33 protein-coding genes are annotated in these 23,677 nt (G+C 44.0%); 17 read left to right on the forward strand and 16 right to left on the reverse strand.

The genetic code is table 11. The annotated features are described in order from the left end of the window. Window positions 1-201: 201 nt before the first annotated feature. The 3 genes from MNV_RS06490 (at window position 202) to MNV_RS06495 (ending at window position 2,787) form a co-directional block, all read left to right on the forward strand. On the forward strand, window positions 202-897 hold the full coding sequence (locus MNV_RS06490; protein ID WP_143311669.1) for a hypothetical protein: 696 nt from the start codon (window positions 202-204) through the stop codon (window positions 895-897). Window positions 898-1,050: 153 nt separating this feature from the next. Next, window positions 1,051-1,182, forward strand: a complete 132-nt coding sequence (locus MNV_RS21190) for a C2H2-type zinc finger protein (protein WP_143311670.1) — start codon at window positions 1,051-1,053, stop codon at window positions 1,180-1,182. Window positions 1,183-1,362: 180 nt separating this feature from the next. Next, the gene (locus tag MNV_RS06495; protein ID WP_096204604.1) at window positions 1,363-2,787 is read left to right on the forward strand and encodes a dihydrolipoyl dehydrogenase; all 1,425 of its coding nucleotides are present in this window, start codon (window positions 1,363-1,365) and stop codon (window positions 2,785-2,787) included. Window positions 2,788-2,853: 66 nt separating this feature from the next. Here the strand turns inward: MNV_RS06495 and MNV_RS06500 are convergent, their stop codons facing one another. Beyond that, complete coding sequence (locus MNV_RS06500; RefSeq protein WP_096204606.1) at window positions 2,854-3,387, reverse strand: hypothetical protein; 534 nt, start codon at window positions 3,385-3,387, stop codon at window positions 2,854-2,856. Window positions 3,388-3,891: 504 nt separating this feature from the next. Between MNV_RS06500 and MNV_RS06505 the strand changes: the two genes are divergently transcribed. From MNV_RS06505 to MNV_RS06515, 3 genes are all read left to right on the forward strand, one after another. Continuing rightward, window positions 3,892-4,986 (forward strand): DUF3179 domain-containing protein, encoded by a 1,095-nt coding sequence (locus MNV_RS06505; RefSeq protein ID WP_096204607.1) that lies wholly within the window; start codon window positions 3,892-3,894, stop codon window positions 4,984-4,986. A 6-nt stretch (window positions 4,987-4,992) separates the two neighbouring features. Continuing rightward, complete coding sequence (locus MNV_RS06510) at window positions 4,993-5,583, forward strand: hypothetical protein (RefSeq protein WP_096204609.1); 591 nt, start codon at window positions 4,993-4,995, stop codon at window positions 5,581-5,583. A 162-nt stretch (window positions 5,584-5,745) separates the two neighbouring features. Then, entirely contained in the window at window positions 5,746-6,141 is a 396-nt protein-coding gene (locus tag MNV_RS06515) for a hypothetical protein (RefSeq protein ID WP_096204611.1), read from the forward strand. 44 nt (window positions 6,142-6,185) lie between these two features. Here the strand turns inward: MNV_RS06515 and MNV_RS06520 are convergent, their stop codons facing one another. Further along, window positions 6,186-6,578: a multicopper oxidase domain-containing protein gene (locus MNV_RS06520; protein ID WP_096204612.1), complete on the reverse strand. Its 393-nt coding sequence runs from the start codon at window positions 6,576-6,578 to the stop codon at window positions 6,186-6,188. Between the two features lie 218 nt (window positions 6,579-6,796). Here MNV_RS06520 and MNV_RS06525 point away from each other — a divergent pair, with 218 nt between their 5' ends. The 4 genes from MNV_RS06525 (at window position 6,797) to MNV_RS06535 (ending at window position 10,191) form a co-directional block, all read left to right on the forward strand. Next, the gene (locus tag MNV_RS06525; RefSeq protein ID WP_096204614.1) at window positions 6,797-7,306 is read left to right on the forward strand and encodes a cytochrome P460 family protein; all 510 of its coding nucleotides are present in this window, start codon (window positions 6,797-6,799) and stop codon (window positions 7,304-7,306) included. Window positions 7,307-7,406: 100 nt separating this feature from the next. Next, the gene (merA, locus tag MNV_RS06530; RefSeq protein WP_218837924.1) at window positions 7,407-8,798 is read left to right on the forward strand and encodes a mercury(II) reductase; all 1,392 of its coding nucleotides are present in this window, start codon (window positions 7,407-7,409) and stop codon (window positions 8,796-8,798) included. Window positions 8,799-8,855: 57 nt separating this feature from the next. Continuing rightward, complete coding sequence (locus tag MNV_RS19440) at window positions 8,856-9,014, forward strand: hypothetical protein (protein ID WP_179293839.1); 159 nt, start codon at window positions 8,856-8,858, stop codon at window positions 9,012-9,014. Continuing rightward, on the forward strand, window positions 9,001-10,191 hold the full coding sequence (locus tag MNV_RS06535; RefSeq protein WP_096204618.1) for a radical SAM/SPASM domain-containing protein: 1,191 nt from the start codon (window positions 9,001-9,003) through the stop codon (window positions 10,189-10,191). The genes MNV_RS19440 and MNV_RS06535 overlap by 14 nt, the downstream gene beginning before the upstream one ends. Here MNV_RS06535 and MNV_RS06540 read toward each other — a convergent pair. The 3 genes from MNV_RS06540 to MNV_RS06550 all read right to left on the reverse strand — a co-directional run bounded on the left by MNV_RS06540 (window position 10,186) and on the right by MNV_RS06550 (window position 11,851). Then, the gene (locus MNV_RS06540; protein WP_096204620.1) at window positions 10,186-10,794 is read right to left on the reverse strand and encodes a hypothetical protein; all 609 of its coding nucleotides are present in this window, start codon (window positions 10,792-10,794) and stop codon (window positions 10,186-10,188) included. The genes MNV_RS06535 and MNV_RS06540 overlap by 6 nt on opposite strands. Before the next feature lie 249 nt (window positions 10,795-11,043). Further along, window positions 11,044-11,250 (reverse strand): hypothetical protein, encoded by a 207-nt coding sequence (locus tag MNV_RS06545; RefSeq protein WP_143311671.1) that lies wholly within the window; start codon window positions 11,248-11,250, stop codon window positions 11,044-11,046. 268 nt (window positions 11,251-11,518) lie between these two features. Further along, window positions 11,519-11,851 (reverse strand): GNAT family N-acetyltransferase, encoded by a 333-nt coding sequence (locus MNV_RS06550; protein WP_096204624.1) that lies wholly within the window; start codon window positions 11,849-11,851, stop codon window positions 11,519-11,521. A 55-nt stretch (window positions 11,852-11,906) separates the two neighbouring features. On the opposite strand from MNV_RS06550, the gene MNV_RS06555 reads away from it, so the two are divergent. Continuing rightward, window positions 11,907-13,094, forward strand: a complete 1,188-nt coding sequence (locus MNV_RS06555; RefSeq protein WP_096204626.1) for an HD domain-containing protein — start codon at window positions 11,907-11,909, stop codon at window positions 13,092-13,094. On the opposite strand, the gene MNV_RS06560 is transcribed toward MNV_RS06555, so the two are convergent. Then, window positions 13,075-13,833: a coenzyme F420-0:L-glutamate ligase gene (locus tag MNV_RS06560; protein WP_096204628.1), complete on the reverse strand. Its 759-nt coding sequence runs from the start codon at window positions 13,831-13,833 to the stop codon at window positions 13,075-13,077. The two genes, MNV_RS06555 and MNV_RS06560, sit on opposite strands and share 20 nt — an antisense overlap. 152 nt (window positions 13,834-13,985) lie before the next feature. On the opposite strand from MNV_RS06560, the gene MNV_RS06565 reads away from it, so the two are divergent. After that, window positions 13,986-14,216, forward strand: a complete 231-nt coding sequence (locus tag MNV_RS06565) for a hypothetical protein (protein WP_096204630.1) — start codon at window positions 13,986-13,988, stop codon at window positions 14,214-14,216. Window positions 14,217-14,220: 4 nt separating this feature from the next. Here the strand turns inward: MNV_RS06565 and MNV_RS06570 are convergent, their stop codons facing one another. The 3 genes from MNV_RS06570 to MNV_RS06580 are packed head-to-tail and all read right to left on the reverse strand — an operon-like array spanning window position 14,221 to window position 15,953. Continuing rightward, the gene (locus tag MNV_RS06570; RefSeq protein ID WP_096204632.1) at window positions 14,221-15,153 is read right to left on the reverse strand and encodes an ABC transporter substrate-binding protein; all 933 of its coding nucleotides are present in this window, start codon (window positions 15,151-15,153) and stop codon (window positions 14,221-14,223) included. A 39-nt stretch (window positions 15,154-15,192) separates the two neighbouring features. Next, window positions 15,193-15,744 (reverse strand): DUF6036 family nucleotidyltransferase, encoded by a 552-nt coding sequence (locus MNV_RS06575; protein ID WP_096204633.1) that lies wholly within the window; start codon window positions 15,742-15,744, stop codon window positions 15,193-15,195. Next, window positions 15,741-15,953 carry a hypothetical protein gene (locus MNV_RS06580; protein WP_096204634.1) on the reverse strand — a complete coding sequence of 71 codons (213 nt, stop codon included), beginning with the start codon at window positions 15,951-15,953 and terminating at the stop codon, window positions 15,741-15,743. The genes MNV_RS06575 and MNV_RS06580 overlap by 4 nt, the downstream gene beginning before the upstream one ends. Before the next feature lie 309 nt (window positions 15,954-16,262). Between MNV_RS06580 and MNV_RS06585 the strand changes: the two genes are divergently transcribed. Further along, window positions 16,263-16,679 carry a hypothetical protein gene (locus MNV_RS06585; protein WP_096204635.1) on the forward strand — a complete coding sequence of 139 codons (417 nt, stop codon included), beginning with the start codon at window positions 16,263-16,265 and terminating at the stop codon, window positions 16,677-16,679. Between the two features lie 277 nt (window positions 16,680-16,956). Next, window positions 16,957-17,433 (forward strand): DUF2124 family protein, encoded by a 477-nt coding sequence (locus tag MNV_RS06590; RefSeq protein WP_096204637.1) that lies wholly within the window; start codon window positions 16,957-16,959, stop codon window positions 17,431-17,433. A gap of 11 nt (window positions 17,434-17,444) precedes the next feature. On the opposite strand, the gene MNV_RS06595 is transcribed toward MNV_RS06590, so the two are convergent. Continuing rightward, window positions 17,445-17,756: a hypothetical protein gene (locus MNV_RS06595; RefSeq protein ID WP_096204638.1), complete on the reverse strand. Its 312-nt coding sequence runs from the start codon at window positions 17,754-17,756 to the stop codon at window positions 17,445-17,447. Window positions 17,757-17,917: 161 nt separating this feature from the next. On the opposite strand from MNV_RS06595, the gene MNV_RS06600 reads away from it, so the two are divergent. Together MNV_RS06600 and MNV_RS06605 are read left to right on the forward strand one after the other, a co-directional pair. After that, window positions 17,918-18,421, forward strand: coding sequence for a CGGC domain-containing protein (locus MNV_RS06600; protein ID WP_096204652.1), 504 nt, complete (start codon window positions 17,918-17,920; stop codon window positions 18,419-18,421). Between the two features lie 93 nt (window positions 18,422-18,514). Further along, window positions 18,515-18,721: a DUF1858 domain-containing protein gene (locus MNV_RS06605; protein WP_096204640.1), complete on the forward strand. Its 207-nt coding sequence runs from the start codon at window positions 18,515-18,517 to the stop codon at window positions 18,719-18,721. A 5-nt stretch (window positions 18,722-18,726) separates the two neighbouring features. Here the strand turns inward: MNV_RS06605 and arcC are convergent, their stop codons facing one another. The 6 genes from arcC to lysS form a co-directional block, all read right to left on the reverse strand. After that, window positions 18,727-19,650, reverse strand: coding sequence for a carbamate kinase (gene arcC / locus MNV_RS06610; protein WP_096204641.1), 924 nt, complete (start codon window positions 19,648-19,650; stop codon window positions 18,727-18,729). Window positions 19,651-19,663: 13 nt separating this feature from the next. Beyond that, window positions 19,664-20,059 (reverse strand): HEPN domain-containing protein, encoded by a 396-nt coding sequence (locus tag MNV_RS06615; protein WP_096204643.1) that lies wholly within the window; start codon window positions 20,057-20,059, stop codon window positions 19,664-19,666. Further along, complete coding sequence (locus MNV_RS06620) at window positions 20,037-20,357, reverse strand: nucleotidyltransferase domain-containing protein (protein ID WP_096204644.1); 321 nt, start codon at window positions 20,355-20,357, stop codon at window positions 20,037-20,039. Before MNV_RS06620 ends, MNV_RS06615 begins: the two co-directional genes overlap by 23 nt. A gap of 118 nt (window positions 20,358-20,475) precedes the next feature. Continuing rightward, complete coding sequence (locus MNV_RS20595; protein WP_256999975.1) at window positions 20,476-20,862, reverse strand: restriction endonuclease; 387 nt, start codon at window positions 20,860-20,862, stop codon at window positions 20,476-20,478. A gap of 17 nt (window positions 20,863-20,879) precedes the next feature. Continuing rightward, window positions 20,880-21,389: a winged helix-turn-helix domain-containing protein gene (locus MNV_RS20600; RefSeq protein ID WP_256999976.1), complete on the reverse strand. Its 510-nt coding sequence runs from the start codon at window positions 21,387-21,389 to the stop codon at window positions 20,880-20,882. A gap of 88 nt (window positions 21,390-21,477) precedes the next feature. Further along, window positions 21,478-22,869 carry a lysine--tRNA ligase gene (gene lysS / locus MNV_RS06630; RefSeq protein ID WP_306453628.1) on the reverse strand — a complete coding sequence of 464 codons (1,392 nt, stop codon included), beginning with the start codon at window positions 22,867-22,869 and terminating at the stop codon, window positions 21,478-21,480. 268 nt (window positions 22,870-23,137) lie between these two features. Between lysS and MNV_RS06635 the strand changes: the two genes are divergently transcribed. Further along, window positions 23,138-23,599, forward strand: a complete 462-nt coding sequence (locus tag MNV_RS06635) for a phosphopantetheine adenylyltransferase (protein WP_096204646.1) — start codon at window positions 23,138-23,140, stop codon at window positions 23,597-23,599. Window positions 23,600-23,677 lie beyond the last annotated feature (78 nt).

The raw sequence follows: 23,677 nt of genomic DNA on the forward strand, positions 1-23,677 counted from the left end.
AACAGAAGTGGCAGGGGTTAAGTTTAAATATAATGCCCAGCCAAATTATGTTTAGGGGAGCATTATGCTTACATGATAATCTTAGCTGCATTAGCTTTCAGTATCTGACAGATATTCAGAGTTATGCGGATGATTGCATCTTTTGTCATAGCGTGGTGCTTTTTCTATGCTGTTAGTGTTATAAATAAGGGGGGTGAGAAAATGGTAAGAACGCAAAGAAAGAATCTAACTATATGTTTTAAATTGCTTGCCACATTTACCTTGCTGGTAGCGGTTGTATTCTCAAGCCAGACTGCGATCGCTTCAAGCACTGTCCAACAAAGTACCGGTGATGTAAGTTTAAGTGCCAGTGATTTCATCAGTATAAGCAGCAGCGATGTACGCACGATTTCAGATGGCTCAGTTATACCCGGTGCCGGATCCAAGCTCATAAGAACCGATGAGGGAGTAACAATGGAACTCCATACATCAGAGCTGCCAGCCAAGAACGCAGTTACGACCTGGTGGGTTATCTTCAATAAGCCTGAAAATTGCACCGAAGGTCAGGCTCCGCTCCGCTGCGGTGAAGGAGATCTTGGAAACCCTGATGTACAGGCGTCTGTAATGTTTGCAGCAGGCAGTATCAGCAGTGCTAATGGTAAAGCTACTTTCGGCTCGCATCTCTCGGTGGGCGACACAGAAGGATGCCAGACCGGTCTGCCGTGCAGCCAAGGACTGACTGATCCGAAGGGGGCGGATATACATCTCATTGTCCGCGACCACGGTCCGATTATTCCGGATATGCTGGATGAACAGATAAGCACATTCGGCGGCGGATGTAACAACGCTCCGCCTGATACAGGCAAGCCCGGACCGAATACATGCGAAGACCTGCAGTTCTCAGCTCATGAGGGGTAGAAAGGGACAGGGAGAACAAGTAAGGTACCTTACCTGCGGTAGGGTATCCTGCTTTATCGAAGTAGAAATCGAAAGCTATGTATTATAGATAATATGGTTTAAAAGGTATATCGGTTAAGGGTAAATTGCCTTTAATAGGGGGTGAAAGAGGATATGGCTCAGCAATACAAATGCCCAATGTGTGGTGCAACATTCGGTTCTCAATCAGAACTGGAGGAGCACTCAAAGAAAGAGCATGCGAAAGAAATGCAAAAAAAATCTCAAAGTGAAATGCGTAGCCAGTGATAAGATATTGGCTATGGTGGTATGGAAGGAATATATTAGCCGGGTATGTTGCAGCGTCTGTTGCAGCAATCCGGCATCTTCCGTCCCGTGTGACCGCCTGATAAGTACTCAAGATCAGAATATGGTAGAAATGATAAATGATGTATTGATAAGATACTTTCCTTCTTAAGGGGTTATAAAATGAAAGAGTACGATGTTATTATAATAGGTACAGGTTCAGCAATGGGCTTTGTTAGTCCGATAGCGGATAAGAACCCGGAAACGAAGATCGCGATTATTGATAAAGACGAGCCGGGAGGGATATGCCTGACAAGAGCCTGTATACCCTCTAAACTACTTATCTACCCGGCAGATCTTGTGAGGCTGGTGGAGAGCATAGGGAAATTTGGTATTGATATTGAATTAAAAAGAGTTGATTTCAAAAAGATAATGGAGAGGATGAGGGGCATAATCTCTGCGCATATAAATAATATTCGTGAGGGACTATCCAGCAGCCCGAACATAGATTATTACCGTGAAGTTGCGGAATTTATTGCCCCTTATACGATGAAGGTAGGTAATGAGACCATAACCTCAAAAATGATATTCCTCGGTACCGGTTCAAAGCCAATGATACCGCCGGTAAAAGGGCTGAATGATGTGGATTACCAAACAAGCGATACGTTATTAAAAATGACCGAACTTCCGGAGAGCATGGCGATTATGGGTGGTGGGTTCATTTCGGCAGAATATGCCCATTTCTTCTCAGCCATGGGCACAAAGGTAACTATCATTGGCAGAAATCCCCGGTTATTGCCTGATGAGGAACCAGAGGTCTCAGAGCTGGCTAAGAAAGAGATGTCAAAGCACATGGATATTATCACAAACCACGAGGTTGTTGAAGTGCAAAGCGCCGGCGGTGGAAAGAAAAAGGTTATTGCAATGGATAGGATTAATGGTAAAAAGACCGATATCGTCGTAGAGGAGATCCTTGTTGCTACAGGCAGGGCTTCCAATACCGATATACTGCATCCTGAGAAGAGCGGAATAAAAACCGATAAGAAAGGCTGGATTGTTGTAAATGAATATTTTGAAACTTCACAGCCAGATATCTGGGCTTTTGGAGATGCTCATGGAAAATTCCTTTTCAAACACGTGGCAAACTATGAAGCCCGGATTGTTTACTACAATGCATTCCAGAATAAAAAGATCAGATCTGATTACCATGCTATCCCGCATGCGGTCTTTTCACACCCTGAGATAGCCGGTGTGGGATTGAGGGAAAAGGAAGCCATTGAGAAATATGGGGAAAAGAACGTGTTGATAGGCTTCTATAGATATCAGGATACTGCCAAAGGTCAGGCAATAGGAGCGAAGGATGGTTTTGTAAAGGTAATCGTAGAAAATGGTACCAATAGGATTCTGGGTGCGCACATAATCGGTCCCAGCGCCTCGGTTCTCATCCAGGAGGTAATAAATCTCATGTACACGCCTGAGCAGAGCGCAACTCCTATCAGTCGGGGGATGCATATTCATCCTGCACTGAGTGAGGTTGTAGAGAAGGCGTTCGGTTCACTAATGGAGCCTGCACACTATCATCATGTTCTGGAGGAGCACCTGCATTAGAGGCACATGCTGAACTCAAAAATAAAAATCCTGCCCGCAGGCAGGACCTTATTCTCTGAAAGCTTACTATCCACCAGAGGGATAAGGAGTCAAACCGTTCGGGATGAACTCGTAATCTATCCCCGGCGTAACATCGTGGGCAAATTCAGGATGCGGACCTCCATCCAGTGTAAAACTCGTCCTTGCGATGTGCTTGAGCCACACCACCTTACTGGGGTGCAGCGTTCCGCTGTCAGCCGAAACCAGTTCGTGATAGTGGACATATCCCCTTAAAGCGTACGTCTCAGCCTTTTCTTGCGACCATGTGTCGATAACCGCCTGCACAATATAGATAAGCTCACCGTCTCCGGCATCCGATGACCACCAGTTCGGTGCACCGAAAGGTCCGGTATTATAGTGCCGTCCTACCATCCTGTCTTGACCCGCTATCACCCAGTAGTGCCCGGGAATATCCCTGGCTCCTCCCGGTCCATCCGGAGGACCTTCAAGATAATAGTCCACTCCGTCCACATTGATTACAATACCGTGGACGAATCCCGCAGGTACTTTTTTGTCTTCCGGGGCGGCAGACACAAGAGTAGAGCCCAAAGCTGCCACCATTAATACTGCTACAGTGCATGTTAGTTTACTGACCCTATCTTTCACCTTCCACTTTTTATCAAAAGGTTAGAAGGATGCCATCAAAATGGGTTCTGCCGCATTATTTAAAGCAGTCCCTGTGAAAACACATCTAACCCGATAGACATGTTTATTAAAACCCCTATAAAAAATTATCTCGTGAACCTCTTGAGCACCTGCGGGTTTTTATCTGATCAATCGGGAAAGTAAAAGAAACAGTATGGCGTAGCCATTTAAATTAACAACGAACTGGTACGAACTGAAACGAACTCTTGCCTCGAAGTTCGTACGAGTTCGTATTGAGTTCGTTGTTATTTTCGCATTGCTTCTGGAGGGAGAATGAAATTAAAATGTTGTTTATCCCTGATTGATTCCAGGAGAACTCACCTGCGGGTTTCTCCACAGCAGGCGGCGAAATTAAATTGAGACGGCATTATTGACAAAGGTTTATTAAGGCGAAACCGAAATAATTACTTGCGGAGCGGTATGGTAAGCAAGATAACCTGGGGTATTGCATTGCTTGTTTTGATCAGTCTCTTATTTGTATTTTCGAATTTTGTCCAGGAAAAGGAGGTTATTGAGCCTGAACTGAAGGATAAAGAGCTTGAATCCAGATTGAACGAATTCGCAAAAAATATTGTCAGCGGGGGACCTCCGAAAGACGGCATACCTCCAGTAGACAGACCAAAATATGTTCCTGTGCAGGATGCGGATAACTTCCTGGATGAGAAGGATGTGGTTTTTGTAGTTGAGAACATCGATACGGAAAAAATCTACCCCCAGAAGATACTTGTCTGGCATGAGATCGTAAATGATGTAATAGGTGGAGAAAGGGTTTCAATAACGTACTGTCCATTGACGGGATCAACTGTAGGTTTCAAGGGTAAATTCGACAGCAACGAGACCACTTTTGGAACATCGGGAAAATTACTGAACAGCAACCTGGTGATGTACGACAGAGCCACAGACAGCTACTTTCCTCAGATCCTCGGTATGGCTGTGAAAGGCAGCCAGAAGGGGAAAACATTAGAAGAGTTCCCTGTTATCTGGACAACGTGGGATAGGGCAAAAGCAAAATACCCCGGTGCCCTGGTTTTATCTGCAGATACGGGATTTCTCAGACAGTATGGTACGGACCCTTACGGCTCTTATCAGGAAAAAGGAACATATTATGATTCCGGAGATCCGTTTTTCCCTGTTATGGTGACCGACAGCAGGCTTGCTGCAAAAGAGGTTGTTATCGGTATAAGGATAAATAACTCTGCGCTTGCCATAGTTAAAAATAAACTTGTAGAATCCAGGGTCGCTAATTTACGTATGGATAACAGGTCCATCGTTGCGTTCTATGACGAATCTTTGGACACAGTTAGGATCTATTCGGGGCATATCGGGACAGATATTTTGAATTTCGAAACAAGAGGTGGAAAAATATTTGACAGGGAGAGCAATTCGGAGTGGTCAGTGCTTGGCGAATCTACAGGCGGAGAGATGCGGGGAACTAAATTGAGACCGATTAATTCATTTGACGTGATGTGGTTTGCCTGGTTCTCTTTTTACCCTCAAACCGAACTCTACGGATAGGTAAATATGGAAAAAATCTTCGTAATATTGAAAGATAAAAAGGCAAAAAGGATAGGTCTGCTGGTGGGAATTATTTATTTCCTTTTTTACCTGTACAGTATAGGCAATATCACCATTATAGAGATGCCCGAAATGCTGTCTTTTAGGGTCATTGAGGACTGGCAGGATAAAATATTCAAACCAATTGCCCCGTTTCTCTGGGAAGCGATTGCGGTTCTTTATGTATACAGGGGATTAACGATCTTTCTTTCCGTTCCTAACCTTATACTGGCATTTCTCCTCGCTTCCCTTGTTCTCTTAAATATCGCTGTTGCTGTGTACAGCTATTCCCTCTCAAGAGTGTGCCAGCTCCGCCCCGGATATAAAGGAATACTCGGTTTTATACCGAGTCTCTTTAGCGGTCTTACATGCTGCGTTCCGACATTTCTGATCACTCTGGGGCCCGCCCTGGCAAGCTTTACAGTTCTCTTTATTGAAGTAAGGCAATTTCTAATACCTGCCAGTTTTATTCTAATGATACTGGGATTAATATGGGGTATTAAAAGAATTCCCCCTGAATTTATACAAATATATGAGGAAAGCAAAAATAACAGATAAGACAAAACTGGAAAAAGCTCTACAAGAATCGGACATCAAGTTCCGCTCTGTTGTGCAGTCGGCAACAGACGCAATAATGTAAGGTTATGCTATATATAAGGTTATAAAGTAATATGATTTGGCATGGCGCCATTTAGATGTATAACAAGGAGGGAAATTGAAATGGGTTTTCTCGGAACAGCCGCAAGTTCGTTTGCAGATACAGTCTTGATTATTCAAACAATCGGTTTTATTGTACTGCTTTCTGGCATTATATATGTCAAAAGGAGGGATTTTTTAAAACATTTCAGAATGACAAGGATTACCGTCTTTTTAGGGGTTTTATCTTTTATATGGATGGGCTATTCCCTGATATCCTATTTACAAATTCTCGGCACTGTCGAGGTTCTGCTTGTTTCCCATGTGATTACTGGATCGGTGGCACTGTTCGCGGGCGTGTTATTAGCATTTGACAGGCTGATAAAAAAGACTAAAGCCCCTATGAGGACGGTTTTTCTTTTATGGGCGCTGGCACTGGTCCTGGGGATCCTGTTTTATAATAATTATTATACATCTTAAATCAGTCTGAGCGACCCTCATCATAGTTCTCGGGCAGGTGCAGATCACCTAACTATGAATTGTCCCTCCATACCCGCGTCCCTGTGACCTGGCACCTCACACCACATATTAAATATTCCTGTTCTGTCGGCAACGAATTCCATAACCTGGGTAGTTCCGGAGGATACTACCCTGACTCTTTGATCATATCCTTCAATGAACAGGTTGTGCGTCCCCTGGTCGTTTATTACAGTTATCCTTACAGTATCTCCTTTATTCACGGTTATGTTCGCCGGGCTTAATTTGAAATTAGTTTCTCTTATTGTGAATTCTTTAGCATCTCCTGCCGGCACGACAGGAGTTGTTGTCTGGGCAGGTTGCTGATCTATGCATCCGCCTATAAAAACAATCCCAGCCAGCAGTAAAAATTTGCCGGATAATTTCATCTCGATACCCATGTATTGATGTTTTGCATGTTATGGCATATATCTCTATTGTTCACCGCGAGACCATACAATAATTCCAACATCTGATACGACCTGAGCATATTGAGCGTATAAACGAGTCGCACGGAGGCTGAGGAACAAAAGCTACCTTAACTTTAATCTCTGTGTTCAACTGAAAAAATTATATATACCAACATACAAACAGTTGTATCCAGAGTGGAGGCTAAAGAATGGTAAAAATAAAAAATGTTGTATATACAATATTGGCTATATTCCTTGTATCGGTTCTTTTAGGCTGTGTTGGTCAAAGAGAGGCAGGATTAGAACCCAGGGCAGAAGGTAAGGCACTCTACGACTACATAACCGCAGGCAATAACTATAAAAATTGGAACAAGTGGCCCGGTCTGGGCGAGTTTTATCCAAGAAGCCCGGGAAGCGCTCACAGTGATTTACTTACGACCTATGTATCAGGTAATGCTTTTTCCGCAATCCAGGGCAAAAAAGGGACACTTCCTGAAGAGAGCATAGTAGTAAAAGAGAACTACGATTCTAACAGGACGCTCATGGCACTTACAGTTATGTACAAGGAAAAAGGCTATGATCCGCTGAACAATGACTGGTTCTGGGCAAAGTACGGTCCCGACGGTACGGTGCAGGCAGAAGGAAGGGTAGAAGACTGTATCAACTGCCATGGGCAGAGAAAAGATAACGATTACATATTCTCAAGCCCTCTTAAGTAAAGGGCAGGAACCAGGATAGTTTCTGCTCTTCAATCATTTTCATGTATTCTCAGAAGTATTAAAAATAAACGAATATACAGGGAAAAAGTAAGGTATGAGTATGGATAAATATGATCTAATAATCCTCGGCAGCGGCTCTGCTGCTTTCGGGGCAGCGATAAAAGCAGTGGAATTGGGAGCAAAGGTGGCTATGATCGAGAAAGGTACGATCGGAGGCACCTGCGTTAATGTCGGTTGCGTGCCAAGCAAGCACCTGCTAAGGGTCGGGGAAATCAGCTATTATAAAAATCATGGTTACACCGGATTGGACATTACCTCTTCCCTTGACTTTGCTGGCACAATAAACGATAAAAGAGAAATTGTAGAAGGGTTGAGGAAGGGCAGGTACATCGATGTGATCGATGCTTTAGGGATAACTCTGGTAAGAGGGCAGGCTGTTTTTGATTCCAAAAACGAAGTAAAGGTGAACGGCAGGACTCTACATGCCGATAAGTTCGTTATAGCCACTGGTTCTTCCTCACATATCCTTCCAATAGAAGGTATAGACAGTGTAGATTACCTGACCAACATAGAGGCCATGGAGTTATCCGAACTCCCCGAATCGATGATAGTTCTGGGTGGAAGAGCTCTTGGTCTGGAATTTGCGCAGATGTTCGCTCATTTTGGAACAAAAGTAACCGTACTCCAGAGAAGTCCCGGGATAATACCTGAAGAGGAAAGCATGATCTCAGATTATCTCAAAGCCTATCTTGAAGAAGAAGGAATTAATATCCAGACCGGGGCAGGCGTGAGAAGTGTCAGGAAAGAGAACGGTAATGTCGTTGTAACCGCACTTTTTGGAGAAGAAAAAAGAGAATTTAAGGCTGAAAAACTATTGATGGCGACAGGCAGGAAACCCAATACAAGGGATCTGCACCTGGAAAAAGCAGGTGTTAAGACCGATGAAAATGGTGCAGTAGTCATAGATGGGGAATTTAGAACCACATCACCTGATATCTGGGCAGCAGGCGATGTTCTTGGGGAACCGATGCTTGAGACTGTTGCAGGTAAAGAAGGCTCAATCGCAGCCGATAACGCCTTAACTGGCAGAGGGAAAAAGATGGATTTCTCAGCAGTGCCCCATGCAATATTCACCATACCGCAGGTAGCCAGCGTAGGCTTGACTGAGAAGAAAGCAGAAGAAAAAGGCATTATCTGCAGATGCAGCACCATTCCGATGGAGGCTGTTCCAAAAGCTGTGCTGGCAAAGGATACGCGCGGGCTTGTTAAAATGGTGATTGATGCGGAAACTGAACGCATACTCGGCGTGCATATACTGGCTTCACTGGCTGCTGATATGATCCATGAAGGGGTTCTTGCTGTAAAATTTGGTATGACTATTGATGATATTATAGACACAGTGCATGTTTTCCCCACAATGACAGAAGCGGTTAAGCTGGCGGCGCAGTCATTCAGGAGAGATATCAGCAGGATGAGCTGCTGCGCTGAATAAAATTACCCCCCCCAGAAGGCTTATAAAATAACAAAGGTATGTTAAATACGTGGTATCGTGACAAAAAAAGATCCATACATAGCCCTTATCTGCACACATTGCGAGTTCTTCAAGGAAGACGATATAGACCTTGAATGCGCTGCGTTCAAGGTCTTAAAAAGCATGCTCCAGAGAGGCGTTATTACGCCGGAAGAGATAAAAGATGTCCTCGGTTGAGTTCTTTCCTGCACTGTCACCCGATTTTGTGCTCCGTAAGCTTGAGAAACCGTATGTCTATAATATATCCGATGACCAGTTATATGAGCTGGACGATGAAGCGTTTGAGTTCTTAAAGAAATGCAACGGAACAACTCCTTCTTCCAGCCTGGTTCCGGACACTGGCGAAGACAGCCGGGAATCAATCGAATACATGCTGGACGAAGGTATAATCCGGCGGCAGGAAAAAGCAGCTTCGAGAAAAATCAAAGCGCTGCATTCACCTGTTCCATCGCTTCGCTATCTTTTGGTGAATATAACGAACAAATGTAATCTTAAATGCAAACACTGCTATCTTGGAGAATCAGGAGATAAAGAGGTCGGAATAAGGTCATTCGAAAAAGCAGTTTCGCAATTCGAGGATATGGGCGGTTTAAAGCTTATGATCTCGGGAGGCGAACCTCTTCTTCATTCAAAATTCCGGGAACTGCTGGATATCCTGCCTTCCTACGAGCTTCGGATGGTGGTTTTGTCTAACGGGACACTGATACATAAAAAAGAAGCGGAAAAACTATCAAAGTACGTCGATGAAGTCCAGGTCAGTATCGATGGCATTAAGTCGCATGACCTTTTACGCGGGAAAGGTTCATACGATAAGGCTATACGAGGGATCTCTGCCCTCCGGGGTTCGGGTGTTCCGGTCTCTGTTGCCACAATGGTGCACAGATATAACGCCGGTGAGTTCGGGGCTATGAAAAAGCTTTTCTCCGGGCTGGGAGTACTTTCGTGGAGCGTGGATGTGCCGTGCACCGCCGGGAACATGAGATCCAGCAAGGACTATATGCTTTCCCTGGAAGAGGCAGCCCCGCTCTTAAATTATGGCTTCGGCGCCGGGGCGCATGAAAGCACCGGCGATTATACGTGCGGTTCTCACCTGTGCGCGGTATCACCCGATGGCGCAGTAAGTAAGTGCGGGTTTTTTGATGATGAGCCGGTTGGGGATGTAATTGACCTTGAGGCAGCCTGGGCAAAACTCTGTAAAAATTATCTCTGGAAGCTTGATGAACTGGACTGCCACAATTGCAAAGTTATCAAAGACTGCAGGGGAGGGTGCCGCTTCAGGGCGAAGCAGTATAAAGGGATACTGGCTCCCGACCCCCTGTTATGCCATGCCAATGGTGTTCTGGCATTCCTATGAGATCTCAGCGGCTGCTTCTTCAGGTTCCGGGAACAACTTTTTTGTTCTCATGAATTCCCTGGCTTTCTTCATCGCTGTGGCATAAGCGAACAGCCATCCCTCGTTAAGCAAAATAGTCCCGTCCCTTATCGTCTCTTTTTCGAGCGTACCGCCGCTGAACTCCTTCAGCAACTGGATAGTTGCGATGCATGCTGCACTGTACTCATCCATCTCCTTTGATTCGGTCGCAATATCATGAAGCAGCATTTTGTAAAGGTTCCTGAACTTGGAGGTGGGAATGAACTGTTTCTCTCCTGTTTTTACAAGAACGTTGATTTCAACAAGATCGCTCGTCAGTTTATCGATTTTATCTTCTTTCCAGGTTTCAGTCGGATTATCCGTAAGCTCATATGCTGCCCAGACGTCCCTCAGGAGGCTATCGATCTCCTCCTTATTTTCTACCCTTTTCAAAGCATACTCAGATGATTTTAATCCGGGGATAGTGGATATATAGAGCCTCAGAAGATTCCTTAACTTATCACCATCCTCGCCCTCAACGACTTTTATCTGTTTAAGGATCTCATATTCCATGTCACTGAGGGTCACAGTCAGATTTTTTGGCATTTCACACCTTTAACGAAAGATAATCGCTCACCGCTGGGAGGATTCTAATGCCCCGGATTTCTGTTTTCCATGCCTGGATTCATTCTATCAGCTCCGCAACGAAAGTGCATTCTTCAACTCCTTCCAGGACGCATTCCGCACCTTTTTTACAATAGAACCTGTTATCAATATGTTTTCTGGCAATCCCTCCGAAAAACCCTCTTAATATATCACAGTACGTGCATTTTTTCCCTTTTAACGGCAGCCCTTTTACCTTGAACAGGATTTTTTTTCAGATATCTCGAAAGTTACTTTTACCCCGTCTTTCTCGAATTCCTGCTGGATATCCTCAATTTTTGATGTTTTAATATCCATTGCAGCCTGCTCTCCGGCTTCGAACATCAGAACAGCGTTCGCTGCATTCGTTACGACATTATTACAGACATCGACATAAGCTTCCAAAAATCTTCTGAACAATCACTCACGCCCTTTATTCATAAATATCAATCTTGTTTCATACATCATAATTCTTTGCTCTGATAAAATACAGACCCGTAAGCTTTAAGTATTTTGTTCGCGTATATACGAACCAATAGTGGGCTTGTAAAACTATTTTTATCCCTCCTATCCAACCTGCCCACTATGATTTTTCTTCGGAATTATATGTCTCATCAATGTCTGTTTACATATATCGAACCTGTCGCACTCAGCGCAGTCCTTCCAGATAGATTTTTTCTCATCATCCTTAAGTCTCCGGAACCCCTTTTTTCAAAAAGACCGGCGATGTCGTACGTAGATAGACCGTTCCGGTCAGTTCGGCAGCGCGGGTTAATATGGAATCAACAAGTTTTGACCCGATGCCCTTATTGCGATAATTCGGCAATACTGCAATCGACCGCAGCTCCACAATATCACTTATATCCAGGCAGGCACAGCCGACGATCTTTTCTTCCTGGACAGCCACTATAAATTCAGGGAGGTTTTTTTCTACACTTCCGGTATCCAGGCAATAAAAAGAAAGGATTCTCTTTATGTCCTTAATATCCGATGAAGTCGCCTTTCTGATTTTAATATCCATGCTGCTCTAATAGAATAGTTCTTTATAATATATTTGCTTATAAAGAGAAATATTCATGAAAGTCATTAGAGACCCTATACATGATTACATTGAGCTTGACGAGCTGGCGCTCTCCCTGATAGATACCCCTCTTGTCCAGAGGCTTCGAAGAATACGGCAGCTGGGTTTCTCCAACCTTGTTTATCCGGGAGCGAACCACACGCGGTTTGAGCATTCGCTGGGCGTCTATCACCTTGCGATATCTTTAACAAAACAGGTGGACGAACACCAGCAAAATGAACTGCAGGCTGCTGCACTGCTCCATGATGTCGGGCATGGGCCTTTCTCGCATGCGACTGAAAACCTGATTGAACGATATACAAAAAAAGGCCATGATGAAGTAGGTGGATTATTAAAAAAAGGAGCTGTTGCCGATGTGCTCAGCGAGCATTCATTATCTCCGTCATCGATTGCGAAGCACATAAAGGGCGAGACATACCCGGGTCAGATAATTAACAGTGAAATAGATGTGGACAGGATGGACTACCTCGTACGCGATGCCCATTATACAGGTGTGGCTTTCGGTCTCATAGATCACGTACGGTTGATCCACGAATTGAGGTTCAATGAGAATAAACTTGTCCTGGGCGTCGGGGGATTGCAGGCTGCCGAATCGCTGCTCGTTTCGCGGTTCCTGATGCACCCTACTGTTTACTTCCACCATGTCAGCAGGATTGCGGAGTCGATGTGCACACATGCAGCCGGGTATATGATAGAGAATGAAGGGCTAAAACCCGGATTGCTCCTGAGAATGGATGATGTAACTTTTATGATGGAGTTACGGAACTCAAAGGGGTTTCCGGCTGATATTGCAAAACGGCTTGATGAAAGGAAGTTGTTCAAAAGGGCGCTCTATACTGGTTTTGAGTCTTTTGAGACGGATATATTAAAACACAGGAAAAAGATCAAAAGGGTTGAGAATGAGATAGCCGAAAATGCCGGTGTGGAACCGGAGTATGTAATTGTTGATATCCCGGAAAAACCCCGGATTATTGAAATGAAAGCAAGGGTCATGATAAACGGTAAGATGACACCGATAGATAAAGCCTCAAGCCTTGTAGCTACGCTGGAGAAAGCGCAGCTTGATAATTGGCGCATCGGGGTTTTCACGCCTGCCGAATACAGGGAAAAGGTAGGCAAAGCTGCGAGGGAATTTTTTGAAGTGAAAAAGGATGTAAAGCAGTTCAAACTGACCGAGATATGAGCGCCCGTCGTACCATATCTTCTTCTTCGGGTCTGTACAGCTCTTTTATGCTGCATGGTTCCTGATAAAAGTCCAAACCCCGGATTATTACAATAGGCGTCCCGCCGTTCCCCTCACCCATCAGGATATTCGCAAATCCTGCGAACTCATCTATAATAGCTTCGTTTTTTACCTCAAGGACTCTTCCGAAAAGGTCTTTTGTGCCCCGCCAGTCCCTCGTGGGCATTATCCCTGCAATGCCGATGGCAGCACCGGTTTGCCCCATCCTGAAAGCCCTGCCATTGGTGTCGGTGATGATAACACTCACTTTTTTTCCGGTCAGTTTAAATACTGTATCTTTTACTCTTTTTGCACTCTCGTCAGGGAATTCCGGGAGTAAAAGAACATTTCTGGAGCCGCTTACGTTCGAGCGGTCTATGCCTGCGTTAACGCATATGCTGCCGCTCTTTATGCGCACAAGCAGGAAGGGCGATTCGATAAGTACCTCGCTGCTCTGATCGAGAACAGATTGCACGAACCTGGGGTCATTGTCGTTACTCTTTGCGATCGCTTCGGCTCTCCTGCTCACTTTCACTTTATCCAGCGAAAGTATCCTGTCCTCGGATTTTGATACGATGGTTGAAGAAATAACGATAATGTCGTGCTCCTCCAATTCCGCTCTTTCAACTATCATGCGTCCGATATCGTCTCCGGGTTTGATCAGGGGGATATCCTCAATAGTAAATGTGGTTGCTTTCAAAGGGTTTCCTCATCCTCTTAAAATGTGGATGTAGTAATAATGCTTTCTAAACGAATAGCTTCTGTACCTGAGTTCTTGTTGTTTAGTTTCACCCCGCTCGCATGAACCATATATAAGAGGGTATCATCTTCCGTACTACAGGAGCGTGAATTATGGAATTGACATTTGAAAGAACAGAATTGACCAGGGATTGCAGATATGTACAGGATACGAATGGATGTGATTCATTTGTTATCAGAGAAGCAGGCAGTCTGGATTATAGTTCAGCTGTTGTGTTATTGAGCAACCTGGCAGAGAAGAAAGATATCACTCCGCTTGAGAGAGAAGCCCTGGCAGCCGCCATCCGGATTATCCGGCAGCTGATGGAGATAGAAAGAACATGATAATCTACAATCTTGGATTGTAGTGAGGCGGTTCTTTATGGGTCTCATCGATAAACTTTCGCTTGAATATCTCGTTTTCGGATAAGTCCCTTGAGATATACCCTAACCTGTGAAGCACAGGCACAAAAGCCATCGTGGAGCCAATAAACTCCGGGGATAATGCAGCACAGTATTTCGGTGAGACCCTGTATGCATCCAGGACAAAATCTTTATCCACTATACCCGTCAGCCTTGAGACTATCCCTGCCGCGTCCTCCGGTCTTGTGCGTATGAAATTGCTGGCTCTCTCGTGCATCGCAAGGAAATCCAGGATAACGTCCGGGTACTGCATCAATTCCTCCCTGATAACAATCCCGTAGCTCGGGTTGTTCTGCCACAGGGAGTGCGGCGGAACGATTATTTTTGCCCCGCATGCCCGTGCAGCTGCCACCGCAAGCGCTGGAGTCCCGACTGCAGCGCTGATCTCACCGTCCGCCAGCGCCTCCAGCACAAAGTCTGTCCAGGCGAAGTTCTTAACTTTAATTCTAAGCCCTGCCTTCAAAATAGCGTCGTTGATGATGACATCATGGATAGAGCCCCTGGGAGGTGAGCCGATAACCTCACCCTTGAACTGGGCCAGCACGGCTTTAATGTCTCCGAGTTCATCAAGCGTACTATACTCTTTTTGGGCTATCAGCACCGTTCCTTCAACGTGCCCGCCTGCTACGCATATGATCGGAACGCCGCGGTCGATGCCGATGATAGCTGGGGGAAGACCTATGTATCCGATGTCGGTTTCCTTGTTCGCGAAAGCTTTTACGATATCGGGACCGGATGCGAATAGCTTCCAGTCTGCATGGATGCCTGCTTTTTCCAACCAGTCGGTGCCCATTAAAATGAAGGATGTATGGTAGACTGTGGAGAGGTGAGCGATATTGATAATGTTTGAAGTGAGCATGATTTTATATATTTTCTTAAATCCTTGTTTAATTTAATTTCAAATTTTAGATACTTCTTTTATGACCTTCTTGTAGCTCTCATTAACTTTATAAACTTTAGAATGCTTCGTTAAATAATTATAATCCAGTTTTTCTTTTTGCCTCAATAAGATCCCTTTTGCGTCCAAAATATCCTTTGGACTGCCATATGCAAGCTTTGAGATTATAGAATCTTCTGGCGTACATAACCAGATTTTTCTATTAAAAAATTCAACTTGTGTCCGTCTTAAGAAAGACTGTTGATCGAACTCATTATAAATCCCCTTAACATCTATTCTGAAAGGCGACTGGTCATCAAAAACCCCGAAATGGCTCTTTTCATTGAAAGCCGCTATAATATCCTCAGCAGGACAAAAGAAATCTTTAGACTTAAAGTACTCGGCAAATTTCTGTATCTTATCCTGCGGAATCACGATAACAACATCAATATCTTGAGTTGTTCTGGGTATGCCATAGTAGCCTATGGCTATCGCACCGACAAACATATACGGAATTTTTTCTAAGTTTAAGAAATCGGCGGTTAATTCTATTATTTCTTCGAATTTTCTCATAATCTAATTCCGTATATTTTTTTAATACTTTTAATCAGTTCTTTTTCTGATATCCCCGGATGCTCTGATTTAACTGAGCTTATGCATATATTAAGTGCCGTATCTATCATATCAACCATAGATTCAAGAGACTCAGAGCCTTTAATCCTGCGAAGTTGGCTGACTGAAACTAAAAGCTTCTGGGATTCATCAGCTTCGTTAAATATCATCTTGTATCACCCGGTATCTTTAACTATGTTTTATATAATACCTATACTGTTCTGATATGTTTTATTAGTTTTGTTTTTTGGGAATATTGAAAACCTGCCCACTCCGGCAGGTCAGCATAGAATCTATAGAGAAAAAGGTGAAGAAGTTATCAGGAGGTAGATTTTGATCCTCTCCCTTTGATCTATAGTTTTAAAACTATAAATCCATTGATTTAATGAATAAATATATATATACTATAGAGTAATAACAAGTATGTCAAAATACAATGCAGCGAACAAATAGACCAAAATCTTAACTTAGGAACTGATATGCCACTTGAAAAACTCTTCACCGGCTCTGCAACCGCCAAAATAATAGATGTCCTCTGGGAGAACCAGAAGACGGACCTCACGCTCACGGAAATAGCGAACAAGGCTGGCATCCATTACACCTCTCTCATGAAGGCGCTGCCTTTACTTGAGAGGCTGGGCATGGTCACAATGACGCGGCAGGTCGGAAATGCCAGGCTGTATAAAATAAACAAGGGCGACGCTATGGTTAAAAGGCTTATCAAGCTCCTGGACGAGCTTAATGCACGCCTTGCAGAACGCAAGCCTGTTAAAAAAGTAATACCTGTTCCTAAGAAGATAAGTAGTTCCATCCCGAAAAGTCCCAGACCCGGGCTGGAGATACGCAGGAACCTGGATACGGCTGTTTCGCGCATTAGCGAAAGCGATCAATCCTGAGCCGTGATGTGGTCAGAATTGAGTCAGATAAGACTAAATAAAATTGGTGATTTCATATCTATTATTTAAATTCGCTATGATATGCCGTGCAGCTATAGTTAGATATAGTAATCTATAATAGCCTGTAGCAAATCTGCAACCTGTGATTAAAATTTGCCATGGCGATCCAGGTTAAAGGAACCGGCAAAAATGTATTTGACAGGATAAAACTCTACCATAGCATCCAAATAATAAACCCTTATATCCCCCTTCCGCCAATCCATACCCCAGTGATCCCATGAAACCGATAGAAACATCAGAAGGCATAGGCGGCTTGCTCACCGCATTTCGCAAGCTTGCGCGCGGCAGGAAAAAGATAACCTTCATCGGCTGTCCCGGCTGGTGCAACCCGTTTGCCGAGCTTCTGGGCTATGTTCTGCGCGATGCAGGAAAGGAAATGGTCTTTATCCCCAACCTGAGAAAGGAGCTGGCTGCAAAGGTCGAAATGACAGAATACGGGATGCAGCTTGGTGGAAAAGCCGACCCCGCCTCGGATACGATCGTACTGCTCGGGGGTCTTGCAATGCCTAAGATGGAAGTGGATGTGAACGGTTTGATAAGATTGATCGATGAAATAGCTGACAGGCATTCCGACAGGCAGATACTTGGGGTCTGCGTTGGTGGGGTTTTCCAGAAAGCAGGATGGGATAAGTTGATAGATTTTGACTATCTTGTGGATGCGGACATGAAGGCTACAACATACGGGTTCAAGTAGCGCTATAAATGCTATAATACACCTAACGCCTCAATGTTTGCAAGCAATATCAAAAGTATTCCACCCGGCTCCGGAGGTACGGCACCGTTAATAACGCTCATATTGGAATAAATTCCCATAAACCCGCCTGCTATGATAGCAAAAAGAACGCCGTTTACGGTCCAGTACCCGTTGCTATAGGATTTTACATATATCGCAAGCAGCATCATAAAAGTGATCCAGAGCTTAAACATCACCATCCCATCACCTATGCCGAAAGCAAGAAATGCCAGACAATACAGCCCCCGCTGCAGGGTTATATTTTTTAATATGATTATAACCAAAGCCTTTAGTACCCTGAACATAAGTAATATATATCAATAAAGGAAAACACTATCATATATACAAATTTGTGAAAAGTGTGTGAACCCTTAATGAAATCTTGAATCCCTGACGGATTCGTATGGTACCTTTATGCCATTTCTACAAAATGAATGTGATAATAATGGACTGGAAACCTGAAGCTGCAAAGGAACTTGAAAAAATACCGGATAGTGTTCGCAAAATGGCGAAAATGGGTATAGAGACATCAGTAGAGAAAAAAGGCAGGAGCACCGTTACTGCAGAGGATGTTAAAGAAGCGGTAGAGCGCGTTGGCGCCCTGATGGAAAAAGACGAAAAGACCACGAAGATCGCGGTCGTCAGGTGCGATATCGTAAGCGAGACCTGTCCCGGAGTTGCGTGCTTTAAAGCGTTCAATAAAAGGAAGGTGTGTTTTGGCGAGTACGGCAAGAATACCGAGATCATTGGTTTTTTCACCTGCGGCGGATGCCCGGGAAGGAGGGTTTTCAGGCTTGTGGATAGCCTCCAGAAGCACGGTATTGATGCGATCCACCTGAGCTCATGCATGCTGATGGACACGGGTTATCCCAGATGCCCCCATATCGATGAAATCAAGCAGATGATCCTTAAAAAAGGCGTGAAGGTCGTGGAAGGGACGCACCATTGAGAGGAACATTTTAAGTGCAGAGAAAACAATTTTACTTTAGAGTTTTAGAAAGCTTTATTACTGTTCGTAAATATACGAATAATCAGAGGTATTATGACCATAACAAAAGATATGACAATAGAGGAAGTAGTCGCCAAGTATGAAGGTACCACAAATGTGTTCATAAGACACGGGCTGCATTGCGTCGGATGCCACATATCAGCATTTGAAACTATCGAAGAAGGCGCATTGGCGCATGGGATTAACGTTGATGCTCTTGTAGACGACCTGAACAAAGTCGCCTCATCCAGGAAAAAGTAAATACATCACGCAACGATCCTGGTGCCTGTTCCGCCTTCAAGCGCAGGCACAGCCTTTTCAAGGCTTGAGATGATCGCTGTTTTTCCGCCTGATCTTATGAATTTGATCGCTGAGAGCACCTTTGGCTCCATGCTGCCTTTTCCGAAATGTCCTTCTTTTAAATATCGTTCCGCTTCTGAGACAGTTATTTCATCAAGGTCTATCTGGTTTTCTTTTCCGTAATTCAGCGCTGCCTTTTCTACATCTGTAAGGATAAGAAAAGTTTCAGTTCCGAAAGCCGACGCCATTAAACTTCCTGTCAGGTCTTTATCGACCACAGCCTCAATACCCACAAGCAAGCCGTTCCTATGTATAACCGGAATCCCACCGCCGCCTGCTGCGATAACTATAGCACCATCCCGAATAAGATTTTTGATGATATCCTCTTCAACGATTTTTTCAGGTAAGGGTGATGGCACAACCCTGCGGTAGCCCTTTTTGTTCTTTATCATTTTCTTCCCCTGCTCCATTATCCTGCGCGCTTTAAATTCTGAATAATAAAGACCTATGGGCTTCGTGGGGCTCTCAAAAGAGGAACACGATTCATCGACGATTACCTGCGTCAGCACCGTGACAACCTGCTTTTTTATCCCGCTTTCCCTGAGCCTGTTATCGAGCGACTGCTGAAGCAGATAACCCAGCATCCCCTGCGTTTGCGCCCCGATGACATCCAGCGGCTGCGCCATCACCGAGCCGCACTCCTCCTGCATTGCAAGGAGATTCCCTACCTGAGGACCGTTGCCGTGGGTCAGGACGACATCATGCCCCATCTGGATTATCTGCACAATTTCCCGGCAGGTCTCATCTATCATTCGCTGCTGCTCAACAGGGCTGCTTCTTGTTGGGTTTAATATTGCATTGCCGCCGATTGCGATTACGAGCAGGGTCATGTTCCCCTATGCTTCAATCATGCTCCTTAATTCTCTTTTTTGCCCAGTTGAAGACTTTCTTAGCGATTTTAAGAGCCTCCTGATATTCTTCTTCGTCTACAGGTTCAAAGTCTCCAGGATAACGTGTACTGACTGCGTACGCTGTGAGTGAAATTGATTCTTTGATTTCATCTGGTACTTCTATACCATTATCTTCAATGAGTTCAATAAGACTGGAAATAGAATGGGTATGCGGAAAAGCAACGCTAATATGAACGAGTAAAGCTTTCAAAGATTTTTCAACTGCTTGCTCGCAATCGAAGCAAAGGTCTTCGTACAATATTTCTTCTGAGATTTTTCCAATCCGCGCTCTTCCCAGATTGCTTTTTGCCCTTTTTAACCACTCTTCAACCAGAGATTGGTTTTTCATAAACCACCTTTCCGTACTTTGAAATCTCTCTGTATATCATGAAAGGATTATCTTTAAGTTCTTCAAATCGTTCTGGTGTTTCAACTATAATATCAATAGGTACTCTAACACCGTAAAGGAATTTGTAGATTTTCTGAGCTAGTTTTCTCCTGTGTCCAACCCCTTTTTTAATCACACATATATCGTAATCGCTTTCTTTTTTGTAATTTCCTCTGGCGCGGGAGCCAAATAGAATGATTTTATCTGGATCAACTGATTTGATTATGATTTCTATTGCTTTTTCAAATGAATTTCTCATCCAAATTACCTTTTATATGCTTACGATTTCTTATCTCTTTTTAATGCGATTATGTTAATTATTAGTACTTCCATAATATTTGAATCGTTGGGTATGCGCTATGGTTAGTAGAATTAAATTATTCTTCAGAGAAGTAATCTGAATCTATTTTTTTAGTGTCGAACGTTTTTAGTTTTGAGACGCCAACATCATAATCAATCATAAGTTCTGCAAGTTCCTCTCCATCAATTAACCTAATCTTGGCATCAATGCTTTCAGCATATTCTTTAGCATCTTTAGAAAAATTTGATGTAGTTATAAAAATTCCTTTCTTTGCTCTTTGCCCTATTAAAGCTCCTACAAATTTATGAATTTCTGGTCGCCCTACTGTTCCATCCCATTTTTTTGCTTGAATATAAATAACATCCAATCCTAATTTGTCTTCTTTAATTTTACCATCTATGCCCTCATCCCCACTTTTTCCTGTAATTTCTCCAGCGTCTGGTAGATATCCTCCATATCCCATTTTCAATAACAAATCTATTACCAGTTTTTCGAAAATTCTGGCGGTGTGTTTTTAACTGAATTCAATAATTCCTGAGCTAGATTGCGTTTAATTTCTCGATATGCAGATTCTAGTAACTCTTGTGGCGTCAACTGATTATATTGTCTTCCACCTTCTTGCTTGTAGTGTTCAGTTTCCTCCTTCTTTAATGTTATAAACTCAATAAATTCTGGGAATTGTTCAAGGTATTCCACATTAATGTCAGGAGGATTCTTTTTTAAAACTTCGAGCCCTCTCTTAGTACTTCTAAAATATGACCTTTTAGTTGATTCTAAAAGTTTTGCCTTTTTAAGATATGTTCTTGCCCAGCCAGTCCTATTATTAATAATTGGTTGTTGTCCACTTGGTAATAGTTTTCTTTTTTCTTCATCGCTTAAATTAAACAGTTTGGAGATATAATCGATAGCTTCACTTATTGAATGTTCTTTTTTATCTTCTGCAAACTTCAATAATGGAAGCATTATGCTTTGATAATCAGGGATTGTCATACAATACTATTAAATTTTTAAAATATTTAAACCCTTGTTCGTTATTTACGCGTATTTTCTTTGAAACATGCGAATCTCTAATTCTTATTTACCCGCTCGCCTCTTTAAATCTCTTCACCACAAAATCCCGATCCAGCGATGCCAGGAAATGCCCGGCGCGCGGTCCTGATTTAAGCCCGAGCAGCGCCAGATATACAGCCTCGAACACCTTCTTCCCGTCAATCCCGATATCCTGCGCAATTTTGTACATATTATCATGTATATCCTGACCGCTCATGCCGCGTTCCAGTTCATCAGCCAGTATCGCAAGCGCGCGCTTCTGCTCTTTCGTTAAGCTCTTCGCCTGCGGAGGAAGCGTCTCCTGCACCTTGAATTTCACCATAGGCGGCGCATACTTGTCAAGCCAGTTCCTGGCATTGGTTGCCCTTTGCCTGATAGCCTCAACATCCGGGGTATCATATCCGCTGCGCTTAAGGACCTTAAGCAGATAATCAAAACCCTGTTCATCGGCTATCTGTATGGCTGTCACCATATGTCTGAACGGGATATTTGTGGGTTTTGTGCCCTCGGTCCGGGAAAGCTGGTATGCCCGCTTATCACCTTCTACCTGGTCGTACTCATCAACAAGGTTGAGCAGTGCAAGCCCGGGGTCAAATTCAATATGCTTATCAGGTCTCTGTCTGATGATCAGGTAGCGAAGTACCTCTGGCGGCACTATCTCAAGCATATCATTGATAGATATCGCAAGACCTGTGGATGAATGCATTGCACCTTTGCCTTTCAGCATGATCCACTCGTACACTATCGGATACGGGGGCTCGTAATCGTATATCTCGCGGCTTATCCGTTTTCCCGTATCATATGAACCGCCTGCTGTAGCATGGTCTTTGCCGAACGGCTCAACCGTTGTCCCGAATATAGGCCACCGCGCAGGCCAGTCCACGCGCCATGTAAGTTTACCTCCCCCTTTCATGGACACCGTACCTTCAGAGCCGCATTTGCACACATAGTCCACAGTTCCTTTTTCAACATCGAATCCTGTGACTTTTGTTGTGCTCAATCGTCCGCATTCGCTGCATATGGGATTGAAGGGGTTCCACTCAGGCTCCAATTCCCTGCCTGAGACCTCAGTAAGTATGCGGGCTATGGCATCCCTGTTGATAAGCGCTTTCTTAATTGCATCAATATATTTCCCCTCTTTATAAAGTTCATCAGCCCTGTAAACATCAGGCTTGATGCTGAGCGCATGCAGCGCATCGATGAACGGAATCAGGAAATGCTCTGCATAACTCTTATGAGAGCCACAGGGACACGGGATTTCAGAAAGGGGCTTCCCGATATGGTCCTCATAGCTCTTCGGAAGGAAAGGGTATACTTTGCGGAGGGGGTCGTAGGTATCTGCTATATAGATAAGACGCGCATCTGCGCCTTTATCCCTGAGCGCCTTGTAAACTGTATCCGCCGTGACCACCTCTCTCATATTGCCTATGTGGATAGCTCCGGATGGCGTTATCCCGGAGGCTACGGTATGTTTTTTCCGCGTTCAAGCACTTTTTCCGCTATAGCATCTGCCCAGTGTATTGTCTCGTCATTCATAAACCGATGTCCCGCTTTACTTGACTTAGGGGTATGCTTCGCATACCCCTTCATTTGATAAACCTTTCTTAAAGGTTTTTCATTGCTCCCTAAAACCGCACAAGAGATATTAAAAGATACTCTTATCGCTCTTGCCCTCCAATTCTGGGGGTATGGCGTGCGTAGTAGTCGGAGGGACATTTGACCCGTTACATGACGGTCACAGGGCGTTATTGAAGAAAGCCTGTGAATTAAGCAACGGCGGTGGGCTACTTATTGGGCTGACATCAGATAGGATGGCTAAAAACAAATCTCATAAAGTGGATGATTATCGTACACGATATAATGCGATCATGGAATTAACATCTGCGCAGGGAATAAAGCCTGAAATAATCAAGCTGGACGACCCTTACGGGCCTACCCTGCGTGACGATTTTGATTACATCGTTGTCTCCCCTGAGACGTACCCTACCGCATTAAGGATAAACGAGATACGTGAAGAAAATGGCATGAGGCCGATAGAAATAGTTCTTGTCGATTATATCCTTGCTGATGATGGTCTGCCCATATCGAGCTCGCGCATCAGCAGGGGAGAGATAGACGAGCATGGAAGGGTATTAAAACAGCCTCAATAAAGGGAGTGTAACCTTTTTTGCTGAAACTATCCATGTGAATATCCCTTCCTATTTATAAATATGTATCAACCCTTTCGC

Origin of the sequence: Candidatus Methanoperedens nitratireducens, from assembly GCF_900196725.1 — an archaeon.
GTDB lineage: Archaea > Halobacteriota > Methanosarcinia > Methanosarcinales > Methanoperedenaceae > Methanoperedens > Methanoperedens nitroreducens_A.

Excerpts from the sequence above, each read along its gene's own strand:
- MNV_RS21190 (WP_143311670.1), top strand. The coding sequence starts at position 1,051 with ATGGCTCAGCAATACAAATGCCCAATGTGTGGTGCAACATTCGGTTCT.
- MNV_RS06510 (WP_096204609.1), top strand. The coding sequence starts at position 4,993 with ATGGAAAAAATCTTCGTAATATTGAAAGATAAAAAGGCAAAAAGGATA.
- MNV_RS06590 (WP_096204637.1), top strand. The coding sequence starts at position 16,957 with ATGAAACCGATAGAAACATCAGAAGGCATAGGCGGCTTGCTCACCGCA.
- MNV_RS06520 (WP_096204612.1), bottom strand. The coding sequence starts at position 6,578 with ATGGGTATCGAGATGAAATTATCCGGCAAATTTTTACTGCTGGCTGGG.
- arcC (WP_096204641.1), bottom strand. The coding sequence starts at position 19,650 with ATGACCCTGCTCGTAATCGCAATCGGCGGCAATGCAATATTAAACCCA.
- MNV_RS06495 (WP_096204604.1), top strand. The coding sequence starts at position 1,363 with ATGAAAGAGTACGATGTTATTATAATAGGTACAGGTTCAGCAATGGGC.
- MNV_RS06565 (WP_096204630.1), top strand. The coding sequence starts at position 13,986 with ATGGAATTGACATTTGAAAGAACAGAATTGACCAGGGATTGCAGATAT.
- MNV_RS06540 (WP_096204620.1), bottom strand. The coding sequence starts at position 10,794 with ATGCCAAAAAATCTGACTGTGACCCTCAGTGACATGGAATATGAGATC.
- MNV_RS06515 (WP_096204611.1), top strand. The coding sequence starts at position 5,746 with ATGGGTTTTCTCGGAACAGCCGCAAGTTCGTTTGCAGATACAGTCTTG.
- MNV_RS06525 (WP_096204614.1), top strand. The coding sequence starts at position 6,797 with ATGGTAAAAATAAAAAATGTTGTATATACAATATTGGCTATATTCCTT.
- MNV_RS06580 (WP_096204634.1), bottom strand. The coding sequence starts at position 15,953 with ATGATATTTAACGAAGCTGATGAATCCCAGAAGCTTTTAGTTTCAGTC.
- MNV_RS06555 (WP_096204626.1), top strand. The coding sequence starts at position 11,907 with ATGAAAGTCATTAGAGACCCTATACATGATTACATTGAGCTTGACGAG.
- MNV_RS20600 (WP_256999976.1), bottom strand. The coding sequence starts at position 21,389 with ATGACAATCCCTGATTATCAAAGCATAATGCTTCCATTATTGAAGTTT.
- MNV_RS06505 (WP_096204607.1), top strand. The coding sequence starts at position 3,892 with ATGGTAAGCAAGATAACCTGGGGTATTGCATTGCTTGTTTTGATCAGT.
- MNV_RS06535 (WP_096204618.1), top strand. The coding sequence starts at position 9,001 with ATGTCCTCGGTTGAGTTCTTTCCTGCACTGTCACCCGATTTTGTGCTC.
- lysS (WP_306453628.1), bottom strand. The coding sequence starts at position 22,869 with ATGAGAGAGGTGGTCACGGCGGATACAGTTTACAAGGCGCTCAGGGAT.
- MNV_RS06575 (WP_096204633.1), bottom strand. The coding sequence starts at position 15,744 with ATGAGAAAATTCGAAGAAATAATAGAATTAACCGCCGATTTCTTAAAC.
- MNV_RS06620 (WP_096204644.1), bottom strand. The coding sequence starts at position 20,357 with ATGAGAAATTCATTTGAAAAAGCAATAGAAATCATAATCAAATCAGTT.
- MNV_RS06570 (WP_096204632.1), bottom strand. The coding sequence starts at position 15,153 with ATGCTCACTTCAAACATTATCAATATCGCTCACCTCTCCACAGTCTAC.
- merA (WP_218837924.1), top strand. The coding sequence starts at position 7,407 with ATGGATAAATATGATCTAATAATCCTCGGCAGCGGCTCTGCTGCTTTC.
- MNV_RS06635 (WP_096204646.1), top strand. The coding sequence starts at position 23,138 with ATGGCGTGCGTAGTAGTCGGAGGGACATTTGACCCGTTACATGACGGT.
- MNV_RS06550 (WP_096204624.1), bottom strand. The coding sequence starts at position 11,851 with ATGGATATTAAAATCAGAAAGGCGACTTCATCGGATATTAAGGACATA.
- MNV_RS06605 (WP_096204640.1), top strand. The coding sequence starts at position 18,515 with ATGACCATAACAAAAGATATGACAATAGAGGAAGTAGTCGCCAAGTAT.
- MNV_RS06615 (WP_096204643.1), bottom strand. The coding sequence starts at position 20,059 with ATGAAAAACCAATCTCTGGTTGAAGAGTGGTTAAAAAGGGCAAAAAGC.
- MNV_RS06600 (WP_096204652.1), top strand. The coding sequence starts at position 17,918 with ATGGACTGGAAACCTGAAGCTGCAAAGGAACTTGAAAAAATACCGGAT.
- MNV_RS06585 (WP_096204635.1), top strand. The coding sequence starts at position 16,263 with ATGCCACTTGAAAAACTCTTCACCGGCTCTGCAACCGCCAAAATAATA.
- MNV_RS06490 (WP_143311669.1), top strand. The coding sequence starts at position 202 with ATGGTAAGAACGCAAAGAAAGAATCTAACTATATGTTTTAAATTGCTT.
- MNV_RS20595 (WP_256999975.1), bottom strand. The coding sequence starts at position 20,862 with ATGGGATATGGAGGATATCTACCAGACGCTGGAGAAATTACAGGAAAA.
- MNV_RS06500 (WP_096204606.1), bottom strand. The coding sequence starts at position 3,387 with ATGGTGGCAGCTTTGGGCTCTACTCTTGTGTCTGCCGCCCCGGAAGAC.